Source organism: Micromonospora sp. URMC 107 (assembly GCF_051386315.1).
Classification (GTDB): domain Bacteria; phylum Actinomycetota; class Actinomycetes; order Mycobacteriales; family Micromonosporaceae; genus Micromonospora.
The window spans coordinates 99016-120872 of record NZ_JBPQTK010000001.1; the positions used below are offsets into that span (position 1 = coordinate 99016).

General features: G+C 71.9%; 12 protein-coding genes and 1 tRNA gene. 2 read left to right on the top strand and 11 right to left on the bottom strand.

Going from position 1 to position 21857, the window contains the following annotated elements; all coding sequences use genetic code 11:
* Nucleotides 1-373 precede the first annotated feature (373 nt).
* Nucleotides 374-2533 (bottom strand): hypothetical protein, encoded by a 2160-nt coding sequence (locus ACSNN9_RS00415; RefSeq protein WP_436670617.1) that lies wholly within the window; start codon nt 2531-2533, stop codon nt 374-376.
* 55 nt (nt 2534-2588) lie between these two features.
* Nucleotides 2589-2715 (bottom strand) — tRNA-OTHER (locus tag ACSNN9_RS00420).
* Between the two features lie 127 nt (nt 2716-2842).
* Between ACSNN9_RS00420 and ACSNN9_RS00425 the strand changes: the two genes are divergently transcribed.
* The gene (locus tag ACSNN9_RS00425; RefSeq protein ID WP_436670618.1) at nt 2843-3655 is read left to right on the top strand and encodes a hypothetical protein; all 813 of its coding nucleotides are present in this window, start codon (nt 2843-2845) and stop codon (nt 3653-3655) included.
* A 44-nt stretch (nt 3656-3699) separates the two neighbouring features.
* Here ACSNN9_RS00425 and ACSNN9_RS00430 read toward each other — a convergent pair whose 3' ends face one another.
* From ACSNN9_RS00430 to ACSNN9_RS00445, 4 genes are all read right to left on the bottom strand, one after another.
* Complete coding sequence (locus ACSNN9_RS00430) at nt 3700-4413, bottom strand: hypothetical protein (RefSeq protein WP_436670619.1); 714 nt, start codon at nt 4411-4413, stop codon at nt 3700-3702.
* Nucleotides 4414-4702: 289 nt separating this feature from the next.
* Nucleotides 4703-5650: a carbohydrate ABC transporter permease gene (locus ACSNN9_RS00435; protein ID WP_436670620.1), complete on the bottom strand. Its 948-nt coding sequence runs from the start codon at nt 5648-5650 to the stop codon at nt 4703-4705.
* Nucleotides 5647-6618, bottom strand: coding sequence for a carbohydrate ABC transporter permease (locus tag ACSNN9_RS00440; protein ID WP_436670621.1), 972 nt, complete (start codon nt 6616-6618; stop codon nt 5647-5649). Before ACSNN9_RS00440 ends, ACSNN9_RS00435 begins: the two co-directional genes overlap by 4 nt.
* 129 nt (nt 6619-6747) lie before the next feature.
* Entirely contained in the window at nt 6748-8112 is a 1365-nt protein-coding gene (locus ACSNN9_RS00445) for an ABC transporter substrate-binding protein (protein ID WP_436670622.1), read from the bottom strand.
* Nucleotides 8113-8338: 226 nt separating this feature from the next.
* On the opposite strand from ACSNN9_RS00445, the gene ACSNN9_RS00450 reads away from it, so the two are divergent.
* Nucleotides 8339-10843 (top strand): hypothetical protein, encoded by a 2505-nt coding sequence (locus ACSNN9_RS00450; RefSeq protein WP_436670623.1) that lies wholly within the window; start codon nt 8339-8341, stop codon nt 10841-10843.
* Between the two features lie 70 nt (nt 10844-10913).
* Here the strand turns inward: ACSNN9_RS00450 and ACSNN9_RS00455 are convergent, their stop codons facing one another.
* The 5 genes from ACSNN9_RS00455 to ACSNN9_RS00475 all read right to left on the bottom strand — a co-directional run bounded on the left by ACSNN9_RS00455 (nt 10914) and on the right by ACSNN9_RS00475 (nt 21849).
* Nucleotides 10914-13967, bottom strand: coding sequence for an alpha-mannosidase (locus ACSNN9_RS00455; protein ID WP_436670624.1), 3054 nt, complete (start codon nt 13965-13967; stop codon nt 10914-10916).
* A 2177-nt stretch (nt 13968-16144) separates the two neighbouring features.
* Nucleotides 16145-18973, bottom strand: coding sequence for an alpha-mannosidase (locus tag ACSNN9_RS00460; protein ID WP_436670625.1), 2829 nt, complete (start codon nt 18971-18973; stop codon nt 16145-16147).
* Complete coding sequence (locus tag ACSNN9_RS00465; protein ID WP_436670626.1) at nt 18970-19551, bottom strand: D-sedoheptulose-7-phosphate isomerase; 582 nt, start codon at nt 19549-19551, stop codon at nt 18970-18972. The genes ACSNN9_RS00460 and ACSNN9_RS00465 overlap by 4 nt, the downstream gene beginning before the upstream one ends.
* Entirely contained in the window at nt 19544-20584 is a 1041-nt protein-coding gene (locus ACSNN9_RS00470) for an ROK family protein (protein ID WP_436670627.1), read from the bottom strand. Before ACSNN9_RS00470 ends, ACSNN9_RS00465 begins: the two co-directional genes overlap by 8 nt.
* A gap of 218 nt (nt 20585-20802) precedes the next feature.
* Nucleotides 20803-21849 (bottom strand): LacI family DNA-binding transcriptional regulator, encoded by a 1047-nt coding sequence (locus ACSNN9_RS00475; protein WP_436670628.1) that lies wholly within the window; start codon nt 21847-21849, stop codon nt 20803-20805.
* Nucleotides 21850-21857 lie beyond the last annotated feature (8 nt).

Genomic DNA, 21857 nt, shown 5'->3' on the forward strand with positions numbered 1-21857 from the left:
CCCCGACGCGGCGACCGCTCGCACCGTCGCCTCCACCGCAGGATGGGACTCCCCAGCCGCCCGAGGCCGACACGCGCTCGTGCCGCCGATCGTGCGCGCCGTCCGCCCGATCGAGATGCTCCTGCCGGCCACGCTACGTCGCCGGCAGTCCTCACCGCACGGCGCGCGCACCCACGTGCGTCATGAGTCCCCCCGGCCGGGAACGCGGCCGAAGGATCCCGGTGGCTCACCCGGGTGGACACCGCGACCCGGGCGAGCAGCAGGCGAGGGCCGAGGAGAGCGTGGGCGCTGAATACCAGATCCTCCGCTTGCGCGGAGGTACCGAATCGAACGGGATAGCAGGAAGCGCCCGCATGGCCTCGGCTCTCGCCGCCTACTCAGGGATCAGCTCACTGAGCCGATCAAGTGTATAGGCCTCCGATCCGTCCGGCAGGTCGTCGGGCGCCTCGATGCCGACGAAGGTGACCGGCTCGTCCGGCAGCCGGCCGCTCCACATCGTCACCTCAGTCCGCGCGCGCCAGCGGTCGACAAGGTAGGACACGGTGAGGTGACGCCGCTCCATCAGCGCTCGTACCCGGTCGGCCGTGGTGAACGTGTTCTCCTCCACCCGGTTGAACGACGGCCTGCCCCGCAGGTACAGGTGCAGCCACACGGCCTGCCAGCCATGCTCGCTCCTGGCGAACACCATCGGCAGCGCGACCCGGCCCTGGCCGCGCAGGTGCGAACGCGCCCGCACGGTCCGTGCGTCGAACGGGGCGCCGAGCTGGTCCCGTGTGCGGGTCTGGTACCCGAACATCGACTCGGCGACCTCGTCGAACGACTCGCCCGAATAGATGTTGACCTGCGGGACCACGTAGTGCCCGCGGGCGGTCAGCGGCACGTCGATGAATTCGGTCGCACCGTTCGTCGCGTCGGTGACGTCGCCGGAATGCACCACGCCGTCGTGGCGGTAGTTCGTCCACGACACCTGGCCCGCGTTGTGGAACTCGTCATCGAGCAGCAGCACCGACAGGTCGTAGTCGGTGCGGCGGCTGCTCTGGCGCCAGTACGTGAAGAAGCGCAGCAGCTCACCGGAGACCGATGCCCGCGAGCCTCTCGGCAGGACCGCGAAACCGTCCTCGGTCGCCTTGCCGGACAGCGGCAGTGCGACGTCGAGCACCTGCGGGTCCACCACCAGCGGTCGTTCCGACTCCGGCAGCCGGGCGCCGATCTCGGCGTCGAGCAGCGACGACAGTTCGGCCACCAGCCCGGCCGGCAGCGGCGGCCGCTCGTCGGGCCCGACCCAGGCGTTGCGCGAGCGGCTCGCGTACATCCGGGCGGACGCGGGCGTCAGCCGGTTGTCGACGTGCTCCCGCAGCGAGAGGAGCACCCGGCCCGACGCCGAGCCGAGCGCACCGGTGACCGCTTCGACGACGGCGGTGCGCTCCGACGCCGGCGCCAGCCGCAGCAGCCGGTCGGCGGATCGCAGGAGCAGGCCCGGCGCAGCCGACAGCACCGATGCGGCCCGACCGACGGCTCCGGCGCGCATCGCCGCCTCCGCGCGGCCGGCGATGGTGCGTACCCGCCGCTCGCCACGCGCGACCGCGAACACCTCCTGCGCGTGCGGCCACTGGTCGTACTCGTGCGGGTGCAGCCGTTCCCCGAGCCGCTTCCACCGCTCCGCGTAGCGCGCGACGTCACCGAGCTTCTCCGGACTCGCACCGACGACCTCGTCCAGCGCGGCCAACAGCATCCGCCGCTCCGGGCGCCGGAAGGCACGCAACCGCGTGGGCGTCGCGAGCGAGGCGTCCCCACCGGAGACCTGGCAGGCGAGGCGCAGCACGTCGGTCGTCGTGTCCACGCCGACCAACGGCCGGCCGAGGACGAGCCGGATCCCGTTGAGCACGGCACGGTTCTCCCGTACCGGAATCTCGGCCGGCTGCGCGCCGTCCACGCAGGCGACCGCCAGCTCGCTGAGGATCGCGAGGTCCGCCTCGCCGTGTGGCGTCGCGCTGCCGGCCAGGGCCAGATAGAGCCGTGCCGCCTCCGCGTCGGCGGTGTCGCCGAGACACAGCAGGGTCACCCGGTCACCGGCTGCGGTGATCAGGTCGTCGTGCGCGGCCAACAGCTCGGCGTAGGTGTGCTGGTAGGTCCCGTAGGCCGGCAGGTCGAGCAGGTTCACCCCGCCCGACGCGACGGCGTCCCGCAGTTGCTCGTCGGTCGCCGTGCCCCCGCCGGTGAGTACGGCCGCCCGCAGCCGGTCCGTCCAGAACTCGATGGTGTCCGGCACGTCGTCGGGGAAGCCGATGAAGTAGGCGTTGTGCTGGACGTGGTCGCCCACCAGCTCGCGTACCGCCGAGACGACCGTAGCGGCGAGGTCCATCGCCGGCGCGGGGGCCAGGGTGCCGATGTGTTCCAGCAGCGCCCGCGACGCCGAGAACCCGACATCGAGCAGTGCCGCGTCCAGTTGCCGGGCCACCGGTGTGCCGTCGCCGGCCGGGCCGGTGCTGACCGGCACGCGCAGGGTCCTCTGGATGATCAGCTTCTCGAGCACGTGGTCCTCCGGTCCGGTCGACTCCGGCGGTTGCCGGCGTGCAGCCGCGGCACAGTGGGTCGCCGGGGACTCGAACCCCGAACCCTTCGATCCAAAAAGGAGAAGGAAGCGCTGCCATGACCGCACAGGCGGAGAGCGGAGGCGCTACTCAGTCGAATGCTCTGCCATTGAGCTAGCGACCCAGATGTCGATCATCGCATCGGCCGGGTCGACATGGCTATCGGGTTTCGGGGTCTGACAGGCGTGACGAAATCCGTTGCAGGACATGCTCGACGGCCCAGGTTCCGTCACCCCCTAGAGTTCGACCTCATGGGCTGGTTCGGGACACTGCTGCTGGCAAGACCGACGACCGCCACGCTTCCGTCGCAGCCGGGGGTGCGCGAGGCGTTCGGCTCTTCCTTCGCCATGCCGACCTCCCGGGGCAACAAGCTCGGGCTCTACGACCTGGGCCGGGGCTGGCAGCGGGTGGGAGTCACGCCGTTCCGCACCGAGCGGCTGCGGTTGTCCGCAGGGGTGGACGGTCTCGCGGCGGATACGGCGGCTCCCGCTCTGGCGGCGTACGTGTCCAACAGCGCCTGCGCCCACCTGGAGTGCCGGACGCCGGCGGGTCTCAGCTTCTCGCTGCATCTGCCCGACACGGACGAGTCGTGCGGGTACCGGCACCCGGAGGGCCGGCCCGGGCGGGTCGACCCGGACGCCGCGGTGGAGGCGTTGCGTGCCTGGGCGGTGGAAGCAGGCCGGACGCCTTCGACGGACGCCGTGGCGGCCGTCGTCACCGGCCGCGAAGGCGACCTGCCGGTGATGCAGGACGCCGTGTTGATGCTGTTCGCGGGTCTGGGTTTCACGTCGGAGACTGAGATCCCGCCCGTCGTCAGCCCCGACGACCCGGCGTTCGGAGACTACGAACTCGTGGTGCGCATGGCCGACGTCAGGGCGGCTGGTGAGCACTACATGGCGAGCCGAGGGTGGCCGCTCGACGATGACCAGAAGGCGACCCCACAGGACCTCGACTACCTCCGCTTCCGGGACCTGCTGTGGCGTTCCGTCTACGGCGGGGGAGCGACCCGGGACGAGCTGGTCGCGCAGTACCAGCAGTTGGCCGCGCGATGGAAGAAGCACTGATCCTCGCCCAGTCCCGCTGCCGCTCGGCGCCACAAGCGGTGTCCTCAGGCCAGGAGACGCTCCCGCATCCTCGCGCCCAGGTTGATGGCACCCACCGCCCGAGGGCCGGCCGGATCGTGCACGTGGAGGGTGTTGTTGCGGCGCATCAGCTCACGGACCGCGGGTGGCAGCCGGGGCGGGTCGTCCATGGCCGCGAGGATCTGTCCGGCGCTCGAGATCAGTCGATCCGCCAGGGCGGCGGCGTCGGTGTCGATCCGCACCCCGCCGTACTCCCAGCCGGCGGTGGTGAGGTCGAGCACCTCGAAGACGTGGGTCACCAGCGGGTGCGGGTCGGTCACCCGGTCGAGCCGGGACGCCTGGCTGCCGACCACCGCGACGGCGGCGGCCACCTGGACGTACGGGTGGAAGCCGCTCGGCAACGCGATCAGTGGCCAGCGCAGCGCTGGGCCGGCCTCCAGCCACAGCGGCCGGTAGTTGCGACGGTGCACCAGGAGGCGCCGGCCCGTCCGTCGGTGTATCTCGTGGGCCTGGGCCTGGAGGTCCGCGTAGGCCTCGTCGGCGACCTGGCTCACGATCCGGGCCGCCACCACCAGGCCGTCGTCGCCGGTCAGCATCCCGGTGACAGCCTCGACCTGCTCGGGAAACCGGATCTGCGCGTGGGCGCCGTACCGGTGCTGGACGTCCCGTAGCAGCGCCTGCTGTCGTCCCGGGTCGAGCTGCACCCGCCCGCCGCCCAGCAACCGCTGGAACCAACGCATTTCGCCTCGTTTCAGCAGAGCCGTCCCGGACTGGGGCAATGCTAGTGCGTCGGGCCCTTCTCGCGTCCGAAGGGGTGGCCGAGCGATCCCCCGACCCCGATCGCGCCGCGCTCGCGTCGACGGCGAGGCGACGAGCGCCAGCGGCATCCGTCCACCGGAGGGGGGCGCGGGGCCGTCGCGGCGGACGGATCTGCAGGGGCGAAGCCGATCGCTGCCACAGACATGGCAGACAAGCGAGGACGCGGTCGGGGCCCGGCGCCGCGCCCGGGCCCCGACCGCGTGCCAAGGATCAGCCCTTGCGACCCTGGGTGGCGACGCCCTCGATGAAGTACCGCTGGCCGAAGCTGAACAGCAGCAGCATGGGCAGCGTGACGAGCAGCGAGGCGACCATGACGTACTGGTAGTCGCCCTCCCCACCGGCCGTGGGGCTGTACTTCGTCATGGCGTACGCGATGCCGAGCGGAGCGGTGAAGTCCTCCATCGACTCCCCGTTGAGATAGATCAGCGCGCCCTGGAAGTTGTTCCACGCCGCCTGGAACTCGAACAGGAAGACGATGACGAACGACGGGATCGACAGCGGCATGGCGATCTTCCAGAACAGCTGCCAGTAGCTGGCCCCGTCGATCCGGGCCGCCTCGAACAGCTCCCGAGGCAGGCTCAGGTAGAACTGCCGTTGCAGGAAGATGTAGAACGCCGAGCCGAACAGGTTGGCGCCGAACAGCGGCACCCAGGTGCCGAGGAGACCCGTCTCCTTCCAGATCAGGTACATCGGGATCATCGTGACCGCGCCGGGCAGCATCATCGTGCCCAGGACCAGCCCGAACAGGAGGTTGCGGCCGGGGAAGCGGAAGTACGCGAACCCGAAGGCCACCATCGAGCTGGAGATGGCGACCGTCACCGCGGCGAGCAGTGCGATCGACACGCTGTTGAACACCCAGTGCAGCAGCGGCAGCTCGCTCCAGACCTGGACGTAGTTGTCCCACCGCCAGGTCTTGGGGATCAACGAGTTGTCGAACACCTGGCTGGCCGGCTTGAGGCTGGCAGCGATCAGCCAGACCAGGGGATACAGGAACAACGCGGCGAACCCGACGAGCAGGAGGGTGAGCAGTACCCGCCCGACGGTCCATTTCGTGGGCCGGCGTTCGGGCTCCCGTAGCCCTGCGGAGGGCGCCGCGTCCACGGCCTGGGCCAGGACGGGGGCTGCGGTGGGTGCGGTGCTGGGGCCGATTGTCGTCATGACCGCTCTCCCTCGTAGTACACGAAGCGGTTGCCGACCTTGACCTGGATGAAGGTCAGGATCATCAGGATGACGAAGAGCAGCCAGGCCATCGCCGCCGCGAAGCCGAAGTTGAACTGCCGGAACGCCTCCTGGAACAGGTAGACCGCGTAGAACAGCGACGCCTCCGGCGCCACGTTGTTCTGGTCCCGCCAGAACAGCAGGTAAGCCTGGTCGAAGACCTGGAACGCCGCGATGGTCAGGATGATGACGTTGAAGAACAGCGCCCCGGAGATCATCGGCAGGGTGATGGAGAAGAACTGGCGGACGGGACCCGCCCCGTCGAGCGCGGCGACCTCGTACAGGTCTCGCGGCACGTTCTTCAGCGCGGCCAGGAAGATGACCATCGTGCCGCTGACCGTCCAGAGGGTCATGAGCACGATCGACGGCTTGACCCACGTCGGGTCCACCAGCCACTGCGGGCCCTCGATGCCGATGAGGCGCAGGCCCTGGTTGATGGCGCCGGTGTTGCCGTTCAGCAGCAGGAGGAAGATCGATGCCGTGGCCACCGCCGGGGTCATCTTCGGCAGGTAGTAGACCGTGCGGAAGAACCCGGCGCCGCGGCCCACCCGGTTGAGCAGCACCGCCAGCAGCAGCGCGAAGCAGATCTCCAGGGGTACGGCCAGCACGGCGTAGAAGAGGGTGTTCGCCAGCGCCTTTGCGACCTTCGGATTCTCCAGCAACGCCTCGTAGTTGCTGGTCCCGGTCGGTCGGATGACGTTGGTCGCCAGGTTGTACTTGCTGAACGAGATGACGAGGCTGTAGATCATCGACCCGGCGGTGAAGACGAGGAAGCCGATGATCCACGGCGAGATGAAGAGGTAGCCGGCCAGCGCCTCCCGGCGGTTGTACTTCCTTCCCCGGGCCGGCCGCTTCCTGCTGCTGTCGCGAGTGCCGTCGCCGGAGGGTGCGACGGTGGTACTTGTCATCCAACGCCTCCATGGTGTGCCGGGGTGCCGGAGGTTCCCGGGGTGGATCGCAAGATCTCCACAATGGGGCGTGGCGGGCTCCCGCGCCATGCGAGGACCCGCCACGCCCACGAGGAACGTTGCTGGCGGTCAGCCGCCGGTAACGGTCTTGTACGCGCTCATCGATGCCGTCTGGGCGTCGGCGAGCGCCTGCTGGGCGGGCTTGCTGCCGAGCAGCGTCGCGGTGACGGCGTTCAGCAGCTCCTGCTTGATCTGCTGGCCGGCCGGCGAGGCTCCCACGCTCTTGCCGGCGCCCGCGACCTCGTAGTACGTGCTGATCACCTGGTCGAAGCCGGCGTCACCGCTGGGCTTGACGAACTTCTCCCGGATGGCCTTGTCGGACACCGGCGACCCGGTGAACAGGCCGGTGTTGATGGACTTCTTCTCCTGCACCGTCTTGGCCCGGGCCTCGGCGGCGGCGTTCCAGGAGCCCTCCTCGGTCAACGCGAGCGCCCACTTGCAGGCGGCCGAGGGGTTCTTGGCCTGGGCGGGGATCACGAACGAGGTGCCGCCGGCCTGGGTGACCGGGTTGCCGTCCTTGCCCTTGAACGGCACGGCGCCCAGCTTGATCTTGTCCTTGTACGGCGAGAGGACGTTGGGGTACCACTGGGCGTCCACTTCCGCCCCGACCTGGTTCTGGACGAACTGGTTCTTCTCGCCGAACATGTCGAACGAGTCGGTGAAGCTCTTGTACTTCGCGAACCCGCCCTGCGCGTCCACGATCTTCTTGAGCAGCTCGAGCGCGGCCACGTTGTTCGGGTCGTCCAGGGTGGGCTTGCCGTCCGCGTCGGCGAGCTTGCCGCCCATGCCGACGAGCCAGAGGTTGATCTGGCCGGTCGCCTGCGGGTTGAACCCGAGCGTCGTCGGCACGCCGTTGCTGGCCTTGTACATCTTCGCGACGGCGGCGAGCAGCTTGTCGGGGTTCGACGTGTCGATGTCGGCGTCCTGCACGCCCGCCGCGTCCATGGCCTTCTTGTTCAGGATGATCGCCGCCGGCTGGTAGAACTGCGGCACCGCCCACATCTGGCCCTTGTACGTGACGTCGTTGGCCACGGACGGGTACCAGCGGTCCTTGGTGACCTTGTTGACCTCCAGGCACTTGTCCAGCGGCTGGATGAGGCCCTGGGCGGCGTAGGTGAGTACCAGCTCGCGGTCCATCTGCACCACGTCGGGGACGTTGCCGCTGGCCTGGCGGGTGGTGAACTTCTGCGCGTCGAAGCCGGTCTGGTCCATCTCGATCTTGACGCCGTCGAGCTGCTTCGCCGCGTACTCGATCCGGGCCTTGCCGACGTCGTCGGCGTTGTTGAAGCCCCAGGCACTCAAGGTGCCGGTGGGCTTGGCGTCGAAGTTCGCGGCCTCGCCACCGTTGTCGCCTTCGGACGAGCCGCAGGCGGCAGTCGCGACAAGTGCGGCGGCGACGCCTGCGGCTATGAAGGCAGATCGCCTTTTCCTCATCTGGGTCCCTTCGACGGCGTGCGGGGCCGGCAGGACCGGCCCTCAAGAGGCTGAAGTCAGCATGGAATCCGTACCAGGCGGGACCGTATCCGAACGTGAGACCGGACACAAGTGGAGAATGTTTCCATTAGATATCGGCCCAGGTCAGAGGCAAAACTGGGGTTGCCAGAGCGGCCGAAGTGGAGTTGGATCCGGTGTGACAACGATGCCACAATCGGGGGCCTGAGTGTCGACCATCAGCCAGATCCTTCTTATCGGACATACCCACCACGACGTGGGCTACACCAACAGCCCGCGGCTGCTGGACGACCAGCACCGGCGTGTCGTCGGCGAGGTGCTGCGGCTCTGCGAGGCGTACCCGCAACCGGGCCCGGCCCAGTTCCGCTGGACGTTCGAGGTGGCCCGGCCGGTGTTGCGCCACCTCGCCGAGACCGGCGAGGCCGGGGCGGCGCGGCTGCGGCAGCTCGTGCACGAGGGGCAGGTTGCCGTGACGGGTGGCTACCTCAACATGACCCAGTTGCCGTCCGACGCGGAGTTCGGGGCGGCGTACGACGCGGTCCAGGTGCTTCGGGCCGCCGGGCTGCCTGTCCGCACCGAGCAGCACGGCGACGTCAACGGGATCCCCTGGGGCACCGTCGAGGCGATGCGCCGGGCGGGGATGTCCCGGCTCGTCATGGCGCTCAACCCCGACCACGGCCGGGCGCCGTACGAGCAGCCGACCGGGTTCTGGTGGGAGGGTCCCAGCGGCGACCGGGTGTTCGTGTGGCTGTCCACGCACTACGGCATCGGCGAGGAGTGGGGGATCGTCGACGGCGACGTGGTCGCCGCGCAACGCCACATCGCGGCCTTCGTCGAGCGACTGGCGGCGCGCCCGGACTACCCGTACGACGTCGCGGTGGTCCATGCGGCGAACGACAACCGCTGGCCGACGCCGTTGTTCCTCGACGTGGTGCGGCACTGGAACGCCGTACCGGGCAACCCGCCCATGCGCACCGCGACCATCGACGAGGCCCTCGACCTGCTGGAGTCGCAGGCCAGCCGGGCGGACGTGCCGGTCGTACGCGGCGAGTGGTCGGACTGGTGGTCGCACGGCCACGGCTCCACGGCCCGGGAGGTGGCCGTCTACCGGGAGGCCCGGTCGTTCGCCCGGGCGGCCCAGACGAGTCTCGGGCTGAGCATGCTCAGGGGGGACGGCGAACCGGCCCTCGCCCACGTGCTCGGCTACCGGCGCGGGCCGACGCGGCTGCGCGACGAGGGCGAGGTGGTCGCCGACCTGGCCAGGGTGGACGAGGACCTGCTGCTCTTCGGCGAGCACACCTGGGGCTCCTGGGAGACGTATTCCAAGCCGCACTCCACCTTCAGCCACTCGCACTGGAACGCCAAGGCCGGGTTCGCGTACCAGGCGTACGACCTCGCGCGTGACCTGGCCGTCGAGGGGATGTTCCGGCTCGCGGCGAGCGGCGCGGGCCCGGCCGACGCGGCGCCCGTGCCGGCCGCGGGCGACGGGATCCTCGTGGTCAACCCGACCGAGCGGGACCGGACCGAGCCCGTCGAGGTCGAGCTGGACACGACCCGCCGGTGCCGGCTGGTCGCCCGGGCGCCGGCCTTCGGTGTGGCCGTGCTGCCGCCGCCCGCAGCAGCGTCGACGGCGCGGCACGGCCGGGAGATCGCCAAGGGGCCGTACCGGGTGGTGGTCGATCCGGCGCGCGGCGGTGTGGTGTCCCTGGTCGACCAGCGCGACGGTCGGGAGCTGGTGGACACCGCCGTGCCGCACGGGCTGGGCGCCGTCGTGATCGAGAGGATCCCCGCCGGCTGCGACCACCCGATGGTGGTGCGCTCGCCCAAGGACTTCCATCCGGATCACCCGGGACCGGACTTCGAACGGCTGGTCGCCCGGGGCGAGGACGAACCGACGATCGCCGAGTCGGCCGAGCTGGCCACCATCACGTGGCGGGTCACCCCGCCGGATCTCCCGGCGGCCACCGTGGCGCTCACCCTCTACCGCGACGTCGACGTCGTGGACCTCGACGTGCACCTGGTCAAGCCCGCGCGGCTGGAACCGGAGAGCATCTTCGTGGCGTTCCCGTTCGCGGTGGGAGACCCGGAGTTCCTGCTGGAGACCACCGGCGCGGTGTACGCGGCCGAGACCGAACAGCTCCCGGACACCAGCAAGGACTGGTACTCGGTCCAGCACGCCGTCGGCGTGACCAACCGCGACCACGGCATCCTGTGGGGCAGCTTCGACGCGCCGCTGGTGCAGGTCGGCGGCTTCCACACCGGGCGGTGGGCGCGGACCCTCGCGGTGGCCGGTGGGCAGGTGAACAGCTGGCTGATGAACAACCTGCACTTCACCAACTTCCAGGCGAGCCAGGACGGGACCCGGCGGTACCGGTACCGGTTCGCCGCGCGCCCCGGCCCCGTGACCCGCGAGCAGGTCCGGGTGTACGGCCGGAACCTGCTGGAACCGCTGCAGGCGCGGCGGTACGCGGGACCGGTCGCCGCGGCGGGCGGCAGCGGGCTCCGGGTGGAACCGGCGGACCGCCTGCTCGCCGAGGTCCGGCCGGTCGGCGAGCAGGCGGTGCGGGTACGGCTGCGCAACATCGGCGCCGAACCGGTGGCGGCCACCGTCGACTGGGCCGGCCCGGGGGTGACCGGCGGCGGCCCGGTGACCGTGGCCGGTCACGGGGTCGCCGACGTGACGCTGCGCCGCGCCGACGACCCGGCGTCCTGACCCAGCGACCCGGACGTGATCTTCGCTGACAGACTCAGCGAGGATCACGCCCGGGTGTCACCACACTGTCTCAGGCCTGCGCCGGCCTGAGCCGGAGCGTCACCACCTGGAACGGGGTCAGGGCGAGGTGGACGGCGTCGCCCTCGACCGTGACCGGGGCCAGCGCGGCGACCGCTTCGTCCGCCCGCTCCAGCAGGTCGACCACCTGGGCCCCGGCCAGGTTGAACGAGGTGCGCAGGCGGGCGCGGGCGCGTCCGCCGAGCGACTCGTACAGCCGGACGATCACGTCGCCGGAGCGGTCGTCTGCCAGCTTCACCGCCTCCACCACGACGGCCGGGTCGCTGACCTCGATCAGCGGGTCCACCGGGTGCCCGCCGGTACGCCGGCGGACCGGCAGGTTCGCCCGGTAGCCCTCGCGTACCGCGTCCTCGATCTCCGCCCCGCAGACCAGCGCGTAGCCGAAGCGGTGCGCGCCCCGGTCGGTGTCCGGGTCGGGATAGCGGGGGCCGCGCAGCAGGGACAGCCGTACGGTGGTCGGCTGCGCGCCCTGCGCGTCACCGGGCGGCCGGCGCGTCACGTCGTGGCCGTACGTGCCGTCGTTGACCAGCGCCACGCCGTATCCCGGTTCGCCGACGTGCAGCCACCGGTGGGCGCAGATCTCGAAGCGCGCCGCGTCCCACGAGGTGTTGGTGTGGGTGGACCGCTGAATGTGGCCGAACTGGATCTCCGAGCTGGAGTGCGGGGCCTGGACGTCGATGGGGAAGGCCACCTTGAGGAACGTCTCCCGCTCGTGCCAGTCCACCTCGGTCTCGAACCGCAGCACCCGCTCCCCGGCGGCGAGGGACACCGTCTGCACGTACGCGGAGTTCCGGTCGTGGCGGCTGATCCGGACGCGGACGCACCGGGGATCGTCGGCCTGGACCGTCAGCTCGGTGACCTCGGTGAGGTCGTGCCGCCGGTTGCGGTAGAACTCGTCGACGTCCCAGGCGTCGAACTTGTTCGGCAGGTCCGGGTGCAGTTGCAGGACGTTGGCCGGGGCGCCGGCCGGCAGCACCTCCCGGTCGGCCACCAGGTCGCGGACCGCCGCGACGGTCCCGTCGGCGGCGATGCGCACCCGGAGCAGGCCGTTGTCCAGCACGGTGCCGTCCGGGCCCGTCCGCACCGACACCTCGTCAGCGGCGACGTCGGGCGCGGTGCCGTCCGCGCGGGTCGTCGCGATCCCGAGCGCCGGCACGCCGGGCCGTGCGTGCGGCGCGGCGTTGGCGACCAGCGGCACCGACCCCGGGCCGGTGAGCGCCGCGAGCGCCGCGTCGATCAACGTTTCGAGGCGGTCGGCCAGTCTCGCGTACGTCTGCCGGGCCTCGCGGTGCACCCAGGCGATCGAGCTGCCCGGCAGGATGTCGTGGAACTGCAGCAGCAGGGTCTCCTGCCAGATGGCGTCCAGCTCGTCGTACGGGTATTCGTGGCCGGTCCGCGCCGCCGCCGTGGCGCACCACAGCTCGGCCTCGCGCAGCAGGTGCTCGGTGTGCCGGTTGCCGCGCTTCATCGCCGACTGGCTGGTGTACGTGCCCCGGTGGTATTCGAGGTACATCTCGCCGTTCCACACGGGCGCGTCCGGATACTCGTGCTCCGCCTCGGCGAAGAACTCGGCCGGGGTACGGATGGCCAGCCGGGGCGAGCCTTCGAGGTCGGCGACCCGGCGGGCGATCTCCAGCATCTCCCGGGTCGGCCCGCCGCCGCCGTTGCCGTAGCCGAACGGCAGCAGCGACGCGGTGGAGCGCCCGTGCTCGGTGAAGTTGGCGACCCCGAACGCCAGCTCGCGCCCGCTCAGCTCCGAGCTGTACGTCTCGGCCGGCGGGAAGTGGGTGAAGATCCGGCTCCCGTCGATGCCCTCCCACCAGAAGGTGTGGTGCGGGAAGCGGTTGGTCTGGTTCCAGGACATCTTCTGGCTGAGGAACCAGCGGAATCCGGCGAGGCGGGCGAGCTGCGGCAGGGACCCGGAGTAGCCGAACGAGTCCGGCAGCCAGACCTCGCGTGGCTCGACGCCGAACTCGGCGGCGAAGAACCGCTTGCCCTGGGTGAACTGGCGTACCAGGGCCTCGCCGCCCGGCATGTTCGTGTCGGACTCCACCCACATGCCGCCGACCGGCAGGAACTGCCCGCTGGCCACCTTCTCCGCCACGCGGCGGTACACCTGCGGGTGGTGCTCGCGCAGCCAGGCGTACTGCTGGGCGGAGGAACAGGCGAAGACGAGCTCGGGGTACTCGTCGGCGAGCGCCACGACGTTCGAGAAGGTGCGCGAGCACTTGCGGATCGTCTCGCGTACCGGCCAGAGCCAGGCGGAGTCGATGTGCGCGTGGCCGACGGCGGTGACCCGGTGGGCGCTCGGCGCCGCCGGGGAGGCGAGGACGCCGGCCAGCCGCTTGCGGGCGGCGGGCGCGCTGCCGGTGAGGTCGCCGAGGTCCAGCTCGTCGAGCATCAGCTCCAGGGCCCGACGGATCTCGTGGTGCCGCGGGTCGGTCACGGCCAGCTCCAGGGCGAGCTGGTGCAGCACCTGCACGTCCAGGGCGAGCGCGTACACCTCCTCGTCCCGCACCGCCAGTTCCGCCCGGTCGAGCCGGTAGAGCGGCTGGTCGGGGGCGGTCTCCCGGTCGCCGAGCTGGGTGACGGTGCCGTCGAAGCGGGGGTTCGCCGCGGCCTCGACGTACACCTCGACGCGCTCGCCGCCGGCCGCCTCCCGCGCCACCGGCACGTACGCCGTCCGTGGCTCGATGCCCTTGATCGGCGTGCCGTCCGCCGTGTACGCGAGGCCCTCCGAGCGGAATCCGGGCCCGGCCCGTTCGAAGCCGAGATCGACGATCAGTTCGACCCGCCCGCCGCGCATCCGCTCGGGCACCTCGCCGGTGAACCGGAACCAGGTGGTGCTCCAGGCGGGGCCCCACAGCTGGCCCACGGTGAACGGCGCGTAGGGCAGCGCCAGCCCGACGTCGGCGGGCACCGGCTCGCCGGGCAGGTGGGCCGCCTCGACGGTCACGGGTTCGACGTCGCGGTAGATCGCGGGGATCAACCGTTCGAGCAGCACCCGGTCGATGCGTTGGGTCAGGTTGGACAGTGAGCGATGCATCGGGAAGCTCCCGGGGGAGTGAGCGGCCGGACCGCTTGTGGGAACGAACCCACAGACGCAACCACACGCTTTTTGCTCGTGTCAATGCGTTCTGGCCGTCCGGGCCCTGGTTCTAGGGGCCCTATTTCCGCTATCTTGGCGACTCAATAGTGGCATCGATCCCAGAGCGAGAAGGACGTGCGCGCCAAGGTGACCGGCCCCCCGCCCGCTACCATCGCAGCCCTGACGCCACCGCGTGACGCGGCCGGTGCGACGGCCGGCCCCGCGCCCGGCACGGTCGACGTCGTCTGGTCCGATGGCCGCGCCGAACCGGCCGCCGACGGGCCGTTCACCGCCACCCTCCACTGGGCGCCGCCGTCGGCCACCGGGCGACGGAACGCCCGGCTGACCGTCGAGTACCGGGGAGAATCGGTGGTGGACGCGGGAATCCGGTACCGGGTCGACCTCGCCGCCGACCCCGACCCGCCGTGGTGGCTGCTGCCCGGCGCGTTCTACGGCGAGAACCGGCCGGCGGACTGCCTGCGGGTGTATCCCCGGTTCGCGGTCGACGGCGTCGACCACGCCGGCATGGTGAGCGACCACTGGGAGTTCCGGGCCGACCGGGCGGCCACCCCGGCCGTGTTCGGCTGGGCCGGCGAGGGCGGCGTCGCCCTGGTCGCCGACGAGACCACCGCCCTCGGCATGACCGGGCTGGGGTTCGGGCACGACGCCGGGCGCGGCCGCGGACACCTGCACCTGACGTTTCCGTTCCGGGAGGCCCCGGTCAGCTACGACGGATCCGCGGTACCGGGGCCCGCCGAGGTCAGCACGCACACCTGGCGCCCGGGCGAGCGGGTGGAACTGGAGTTCGCCGTCTACTTGCTGGACCGGGACCGGCACGGTTACGCGGCCGTGCTGCGCGAGGAGCACGCCCGCCAGGCCGCGGCCGCCCCGCTGCGGCCCTGGGTCGACGTCACGCAGGCCGCCGCGCTGGCCGCCGAGGGGTTGCGCCGGTGGCACTACGCCGAGCCCGGCGTCCTGCTGGAGACGGTCGCGTTCGACCGGGGCATCAGCGGTCAGGACGGGCTGCCCGTGGACCGGCAGGCCATGCACGTGGGCTGGATCAGCGGCATCCCGTGGGCGTACGCGCTGCTGGCTCACGGCCGGCGGGTCGGCGCGACGGCCGACGTCACGGCCGCGCAACGGGTCATCGACTTCTGCTGCGCCGAGCTGTCCCCGTCCGGCACCTTCTGGGGCGTCTGGTACCGCCACCGGGGCTGGTCGCAGAGCTGGTCACCGGTGCCGCACACGCTGCACTCACGCACCCTCGCCGAGGCGACGCAGTTCCTCGTCCGGGCGCTGGAACTCGACGGCGACCCGGGTGGCTCGCGGCCGGCGTGGGTCCACGCGGTCCGGTCCAACCTCGACGCGGTCGTCGCCCGGCAGCGGCCGGACGGCAACCTCGGCTCGACCCACCACGCGCTGACCGGCGAGGTGCTCTCCTGGGCCGGCTGCGCGGGACTGGCCTGGGTGGGCGCGCTGGCCGAGGCCACCCGCTGGGACGGGCCGGACGGCGCCGGGGGCGGGTACCTGGCCGCCGCCGTCCGGGCCGGGGAGTACTACGCGCCGTTCGTGGAGAGCGAGTTCCTGCACGGCGCGCCGGAGGACGTGGACCTGGCCCTTACCTCGGAGGACGGCTACGTCGCCGTGATGGCGTACCTGGCGCTGTACCGCCGCACGGGCGAGCGGCGCTGGCTGGACCTCGCCCGCCGCGCCGCCGACTGGACGCTGACCTTCCGGTACACGTACAACACCGCGTTCCCGGCCGGCACCCTGCTGCACACCTACCGGTTCGCCACCCGGGGGGCCGACAACGCCTCGCCCTCCAACCAGCACCTGCACGCGTACGGGCTGATCTGCACGGCCGAGTTCGCGGAACTCTCCGCCGCCTGCGGCGACCCGCACTACGTCGAGCGTGCGCGCGAGGCGCTGGCCTGCTTCCGCCAGTTCGTCGCGCGCTTCGACGGCGACTTCAACGCGTACCGGGGGATGGTGAGCGAGCGGTACTACCAGACCGCCTGCTTCCAGCCGAAGGGCATGCTGCTGACGCTGTCGCACGCGTGGAGCGTGGGGGTGCTGCTGCTCGCCTGCGAGCAGGCACTGGCCGACCCCACCCTCCTGGTCCCGCGCGCCCGGGCTCAGCCAACCTCGCGGCGGCGCTGGTTCGGGGCCAGCCGCTCGGCCGGCATCGTCGCGTCGGAGGACTCGCGGTCGGGCTCGGTGCTCCGCCGCCCGCCAGGCGCCGCCGGCATCGTCGACTCCGCGACCGACCCGGGCGACGCCTCGGCGAGGTCCCACTCGATGAGGTCGACCTCCCGCACGGGGCCCCCGTCGACCGGCACCCGGAAGGTGCGGAGCTGACTGGGACCGAAGTCGGCCTCGAGGACCCGCCCGAGCACCGGCAGGTCGATGCGGACCCGGGCGGGCCGGCCGGTGGTCTCCACCGCCCGGACGATCAGGTCCGGGGTTCCGCCGCCGTCCTCGTGGCCCTTCACCGCCGTCACCATCACCTGGTCACCGCCGTCGGACAGGTAGCTCTGCTCGGCCGGCAACGGACCCCGGTGGAAGCTCTCCAGCATGGCCCGGACCGGCGCGCCCAACTCGGCCGCCCGCCGGGCCAGGCCGGCCTGCCGCCAGTCGCCCCCGTGCGGCACGAGCAGGTAGCGGAAGGACTGGATCCCCTGGTCCTGGTAGGAGTAGAAGCCGTCCGGATCGAGCTGGCGCGGATCGTGCCAGGAGTAGACGGGACTGCGGACGGCCGTGATGCCGATGCTGGGGGTGTCCCCGCCGGGAGTGCCCGGCGAGACGTCGTACCCGTGCTTGGCGTTGTTGACCACCGCGAGCCCGGCGGGTCGGCCGCCCACCGTGCCGGTGACGTCCACCCACGACTGGGCGGGGTTCTCCCCGCCGTCGACCGGCTGCCCGATGGAGCCGAACGGGATCTCGTAGGTGGCGACCGGGTCGCTCACGGCCGTCGGGAAGCAGAGCTTGAGCAGGTGCGCCCGCTCCCGCCAGTCGAGGGTCACCCGGACCTCGACGTGGTCGTCGCGGTGCCCGAGGATGAACTCCTCCACCAGGGTGGAGCGGTTCCATTCCCGCTCCACCCGGAGCCGGGCGCGCAGCGGCCCGGCCTCGCGCAGGGTGACCCGGCTGGTCCGCATGGGCGTCCCCGGCCACCGGTACGAGACGACCCGGTGCCCCCAGGTGTCCGTCGGGTCCTGGCAGATCTGGGTGTGCTCGCCCCTGGCGTCGGCCACCAGGTCCACCCCGGTCCGCTTGTCGAGCAACCCGCGCAGCCACCCGGTCTCCGGGTCGACCTCCACCCGGAGCAGGTCGTTCTCCAGGACCGTGTCGCTGGCCCGCAGGCTGCCCGCGTGCCGCTCACCGACCTGCGCGTCCGTCGGCGCGGCACCGGAGCGCAGCCGGTAGAGCCGGTAGCCCAGCGGCGGCAGCACCGCCTCGAACACCGTCGCCCCGCGTCCCTTGTCGTCCGTGGTGGCCACCGACTGGGTCCGCTGGGCGACCGTGACGCGGTCGTCGGCGTCCACCACGTGCACCCCGGTGGGCTGCGCGCCGTACTGGAGTTCCACCTGCGCCGTCACCGGCCAGGGATGGGGATTGAAGACCAGGACGGGCTGGGTGCCCTCGGCCAGCGGGATGTCGACGTGCCGGGCGATCACGTTGTGCGTACGGGTGACGATCCGCTTGGCGACGGCCACCGCCTCGCCGAGCTGGTCGCGGGCGTCGTCGTACGCGCTCTCGATGGCGGAGCCGGGCAGCACGTCGTGGAACTGGTTGAACAGGATCTGCCGCCAGGCCCGGCCGAGCTCGTCGGTCGGGTGGTCGAGCCCGAACAGCGTCGAGCCGATCACCGCCCACCGCTCCGCGGAGAGGATCGCGGCCTGCGCGCGGCGCTGCCAGAGCTTGATCCCGGAATGCGCCGAATAGCAGCCCGGGGCGTGCATCTGCAGGTCGTCCCGCCACACCGGGAGCTTCGCCAGCCCCTCGGCGCCCTGGTTCTTGGCGAACTCGTCGAAGTAGCGGGCCGGCGAGGAGATGACCATCCGGCCGAACGAGCCCATCCGGTCGTAGCGGTGGATGGACTCGATGTTGGCCCGGGTGGGTCCGCCGCCGTGGTTGCCGACGCCGAAATAGATCATCATGTCGCCCAGGCCGTGGTCGAGCACGCCGAGCGACTTGTCGGTCTGCCCCGCCACGTCACCGGGCGGACTGCAGTACTCGAACGGGATCCGGTAGGCGAGCACCCGGGAACCGTCGGGCGACTCCCACCAGAAGGCGGTGCCGGTGAGGCTGGACTCGTGCGGGCCGGGCCGCAGGAAGCAGTACGCGTGCATGCCCTGGCCGCGCAGGATCTGCGGCAGCATGCCGTGGTGCCCGAACGGGTCGACGTTCATGCCGACCGTGGCGGTGACCCCGAACTTCTCCTTGAGATAGCGCTGGCCGTAGAGCCCCTGCCGGACGAACGACTCGCCCGAGGGCATGTTGCAGTCCGGCTCGACCCACCAGCCGCCGACCATCTGCCAGCGGCCCTCGGCGACCCGTTCCCTGATCCGGGCGAACAGCTCCGGGTCGGACTCCTCCACCCAGCTCAGCAGCACCACCTGGTTGCAGGTGAAGACGAAGTCCGGATACTCCTCCATCCGGTGGATCGCCGACCAGAAGGTGGCCCGGGCCTCCTGGTAGCCCTCCTGCCACGGCCACAGCCAGACCGGATCGAGATGGGCGTTCCCGATCATGTGCAGGGTGCGTTGCGGCGTCGCCGCCGGGCGGTGCGCGGGGTACAGGCCGGGCGGCTGGTCGCCGGAGGGAGCGTTGGCGACCGGCGCCGCCGGATGCCCGGCCGGGGCCGGCGCCGCCGTCCGCTGCCGGGGCGGTTCCGCCGCCGGGCCCGCCGGTGGCTCCGGCAGCGGGGTGCCGGTGTCGTCGCGGTGGTCGGGCTCGGTCACGCCGTGGGCTCCTCGCCGGCGGCCCACGCGTCGACCATCTCGCTGATCACGTGCAACATCAGGGTGTGCATCTCCTGGATCCGCTGGGTGCTCTTGCTGGGCACGAGCAGGGCGTGGTCGGCGTGGATCCGGGCCGGACCGCCGTCGCCGCCGGCGAACAGCACCGTCGTGGCGCCGTTGGCCTGCCCGGCGGCGAGGGCCGCCACGACGTTGGGGGACCGCCCTGAGGTGGTGAAGGCGATGACCACGTCGTCCGGGCGGGCGAGCGCGCGCACCTGGCGGGAGAAGACGTCCTCGTACGAGTAGTCGTTGGCGATGCAGGTCATCACGCTGGCGTCGGTGCTCAGTGTCACCGCGGGCAGTGGCCTGCGGTCGCGCTTGTAGTGGCCGATGAGTTCACCGGCGAGGTGCTGCGCGTCCGCGGCGCTTCCTCCGTTGCCGAGGGTGTAGACGACGCCGCCGCGGCTGAGCCGGTCGCAGACGAGGCTGCCCACCGCTCGGATGTCGTCGGCCAGGGTGGCGGTCGCCTCGGCGACGGCCACGTGGTCGCCCAGTTGGGTCTCCAACCAGTCAGACATGGGCTCGCTCCACTCGTGGGTCCTGGGCCAGCCCGCCGGCCAGATCGGCCTCGTTGAGCAGGTCGTGGCCGATGGTTCCGGCGCCCACCACACAGACCAGGTCGCCGAGTTGGGCCAGGGCGACGCGGGCGGCACGCGCGGCCGGCGCCATGGCCTCCCGCGCCACGAGGGCGCGGATCGGATCGATCAGCATGGCCCCGGCCCGGGTGACCCCGCCGCCCAGCACCACCAGATCGGGTTCGAACACGTTCACGAGGTCGGTGACCGCCGCGCCGAGCAGGTCCACGGTCTCGGCCCACACCCGCACGGCGAGCGGGTCACCGGCGGCGGCCGCCGCCGAGACGTCCGCGGCGGTCAACGTGGACAGCGCCGACATCGACGATGCCGCGCCGCCGGCCAGCGCCTCGCGGGCGCGCTGGGCGATCGACGTGCCCGAGGCGTACGCCTCGACGCAGCCGTGTCGTCCGCAGCCGCATCGCCGACCGCCCCGGTGCACGGTCAGGTGCCCGAACTCTCCGCCGTTGCCCGCGGCGCCGCGGTGCAGGGTGCCGTTGACGATGGCGCCACCGCCGACCCCGGTCGAGACGGTCAGATAGAGCATGGTGGCGGTGCCCCGGCCGGCGCCGAACCGGTACTCCGCGACGGCGCCGACGGTCGCGTCGTTCTCCAGCGCGAACGGCACCCCGAAGGCGTCCGCCGCGAGCGGCCCGATGGGCACGTCGGTCCAGCCGGGCAGGTGCGGTGGGGACAGCAGCCTGCCGGACGGCCCGTCCAACGGCCCGCCGCAGGCGATGCCCACCGCATGGACGGGGCCGAGGCCGGCGAGTTCGACGGCGCGGCGGCCCATCTCGAAGAGCCGTCGTGTCACGACGCGCCAGCCGTCCTCCCGGCGGGTGGGCTCCACCACCAGGCCGTGGCTGGAGCCGTCGGCCGTCACCACGCCCACGGCCAGCTTCGTGCCGCCGATGTCGAGGGCCAGAACCGGGACCGGGCTGCCGGCGGGCGGCAGGGCGAACGGGTCAGGGTCGGTCATACGAGTCCTTTCGGTCGGCCCCGGGGGTGGTGCGGCGGGATGCCCGCGGGGTCGCCGGCGCGGCCGTCGGAAGGGCGAGCGGTCTATGGGATCGATCCCAGACAGAGCCTATGAGTGAGCCCGGACGCCGTCAAGGGAGGGTGCCCGGGTGCGTGCCGGGCGGGTCGCGGTGGCGCGGGCGTGCCGGTGCGGTCGGGCCCGACGCGTCGCCGCCCTGGTCAGCGGGCGGGGGGCGGGGCCGTCGAGCCGCGGGAGGTGACCGTGGCCGAGAGCAGCACGGTGCGCACCGGCGCGAGCGGCGACTGGATGCGCTCGAAGAGTTGGGAGATGGCGGCCTCGCCGAGGGCCACCGGATCCTGCGCCACGGCGGTCACCCCGGGCTGGACCAGGCTCATCCACGAGACGTCGTCGAACGACACCAGGCTGAGCTGGTCGGGGATGGTCAGGTTGAGTTCGGTCGCGGCCCGCCACACGGCCTCGGCCAGGACGTTGTTGGCGGCGAACACGGCGGTCGGCGGCTCTGGCCGGCTGAGCAGTTTGTGTGCCTCGATCCGGGCGGCGTCCACGTCCCAGCCGGCGCTGACCACCAGCGAGTCGTCGAACGGCACGCCGGCCGCCGCGAACGCCGCCCGGTAGCCGGCGAGCCGGTCCCGGCCGGTGGTCCAGTGCATCTCGTCGATCACCATCGCGATGCGCCGGTGACCGAGGTCCAGTAGTTGCGAGGTGACCTGCCGGGCGGCGCTGCTGTTGTCGACCATGACGGCGTCGCAGGCGCCCAGCGAGAACTGGCGGTCCACCTCCACCACCGGGATCCGCTGCCGCGCCAGATAGGTGCTGATCTGCGCCGATACCGGGGTGACGATGACACCGGCCACCCGCAGGGCCACGAACGCCTCGGCCGCCTCCGCCTCGACCTCCGGGGAGCCGCCGTCGTCGGCCAGCATCATCGTGTACTGCCGCTTGCGGGCCTGCTGGCTGATGCCGGCCGCCAGCCCTGCGTAGAACGGGTTGTTCAGGTCCGACACCAGCACGCCGATCGACTGGCTGGCCTGCTGCCGCAGGTGCCGGGCGGTCGCGTCGGGCACGTAGCCGAGGCTGCGGGCGACCTCCCGGACCCGGTCGCGCACCGCCGGTGCGACGTACCCGCGACCGGTCAACGCCCGGGAGGCGGTCGACCGGGACACCCCTGCCGTCTCGGCGACCTCCCGGATGGTAGGCCGACGTGCCGGAGGGAACCCGTCGGGCACCGTCAGCCCACTGTTCATTCGGCCAC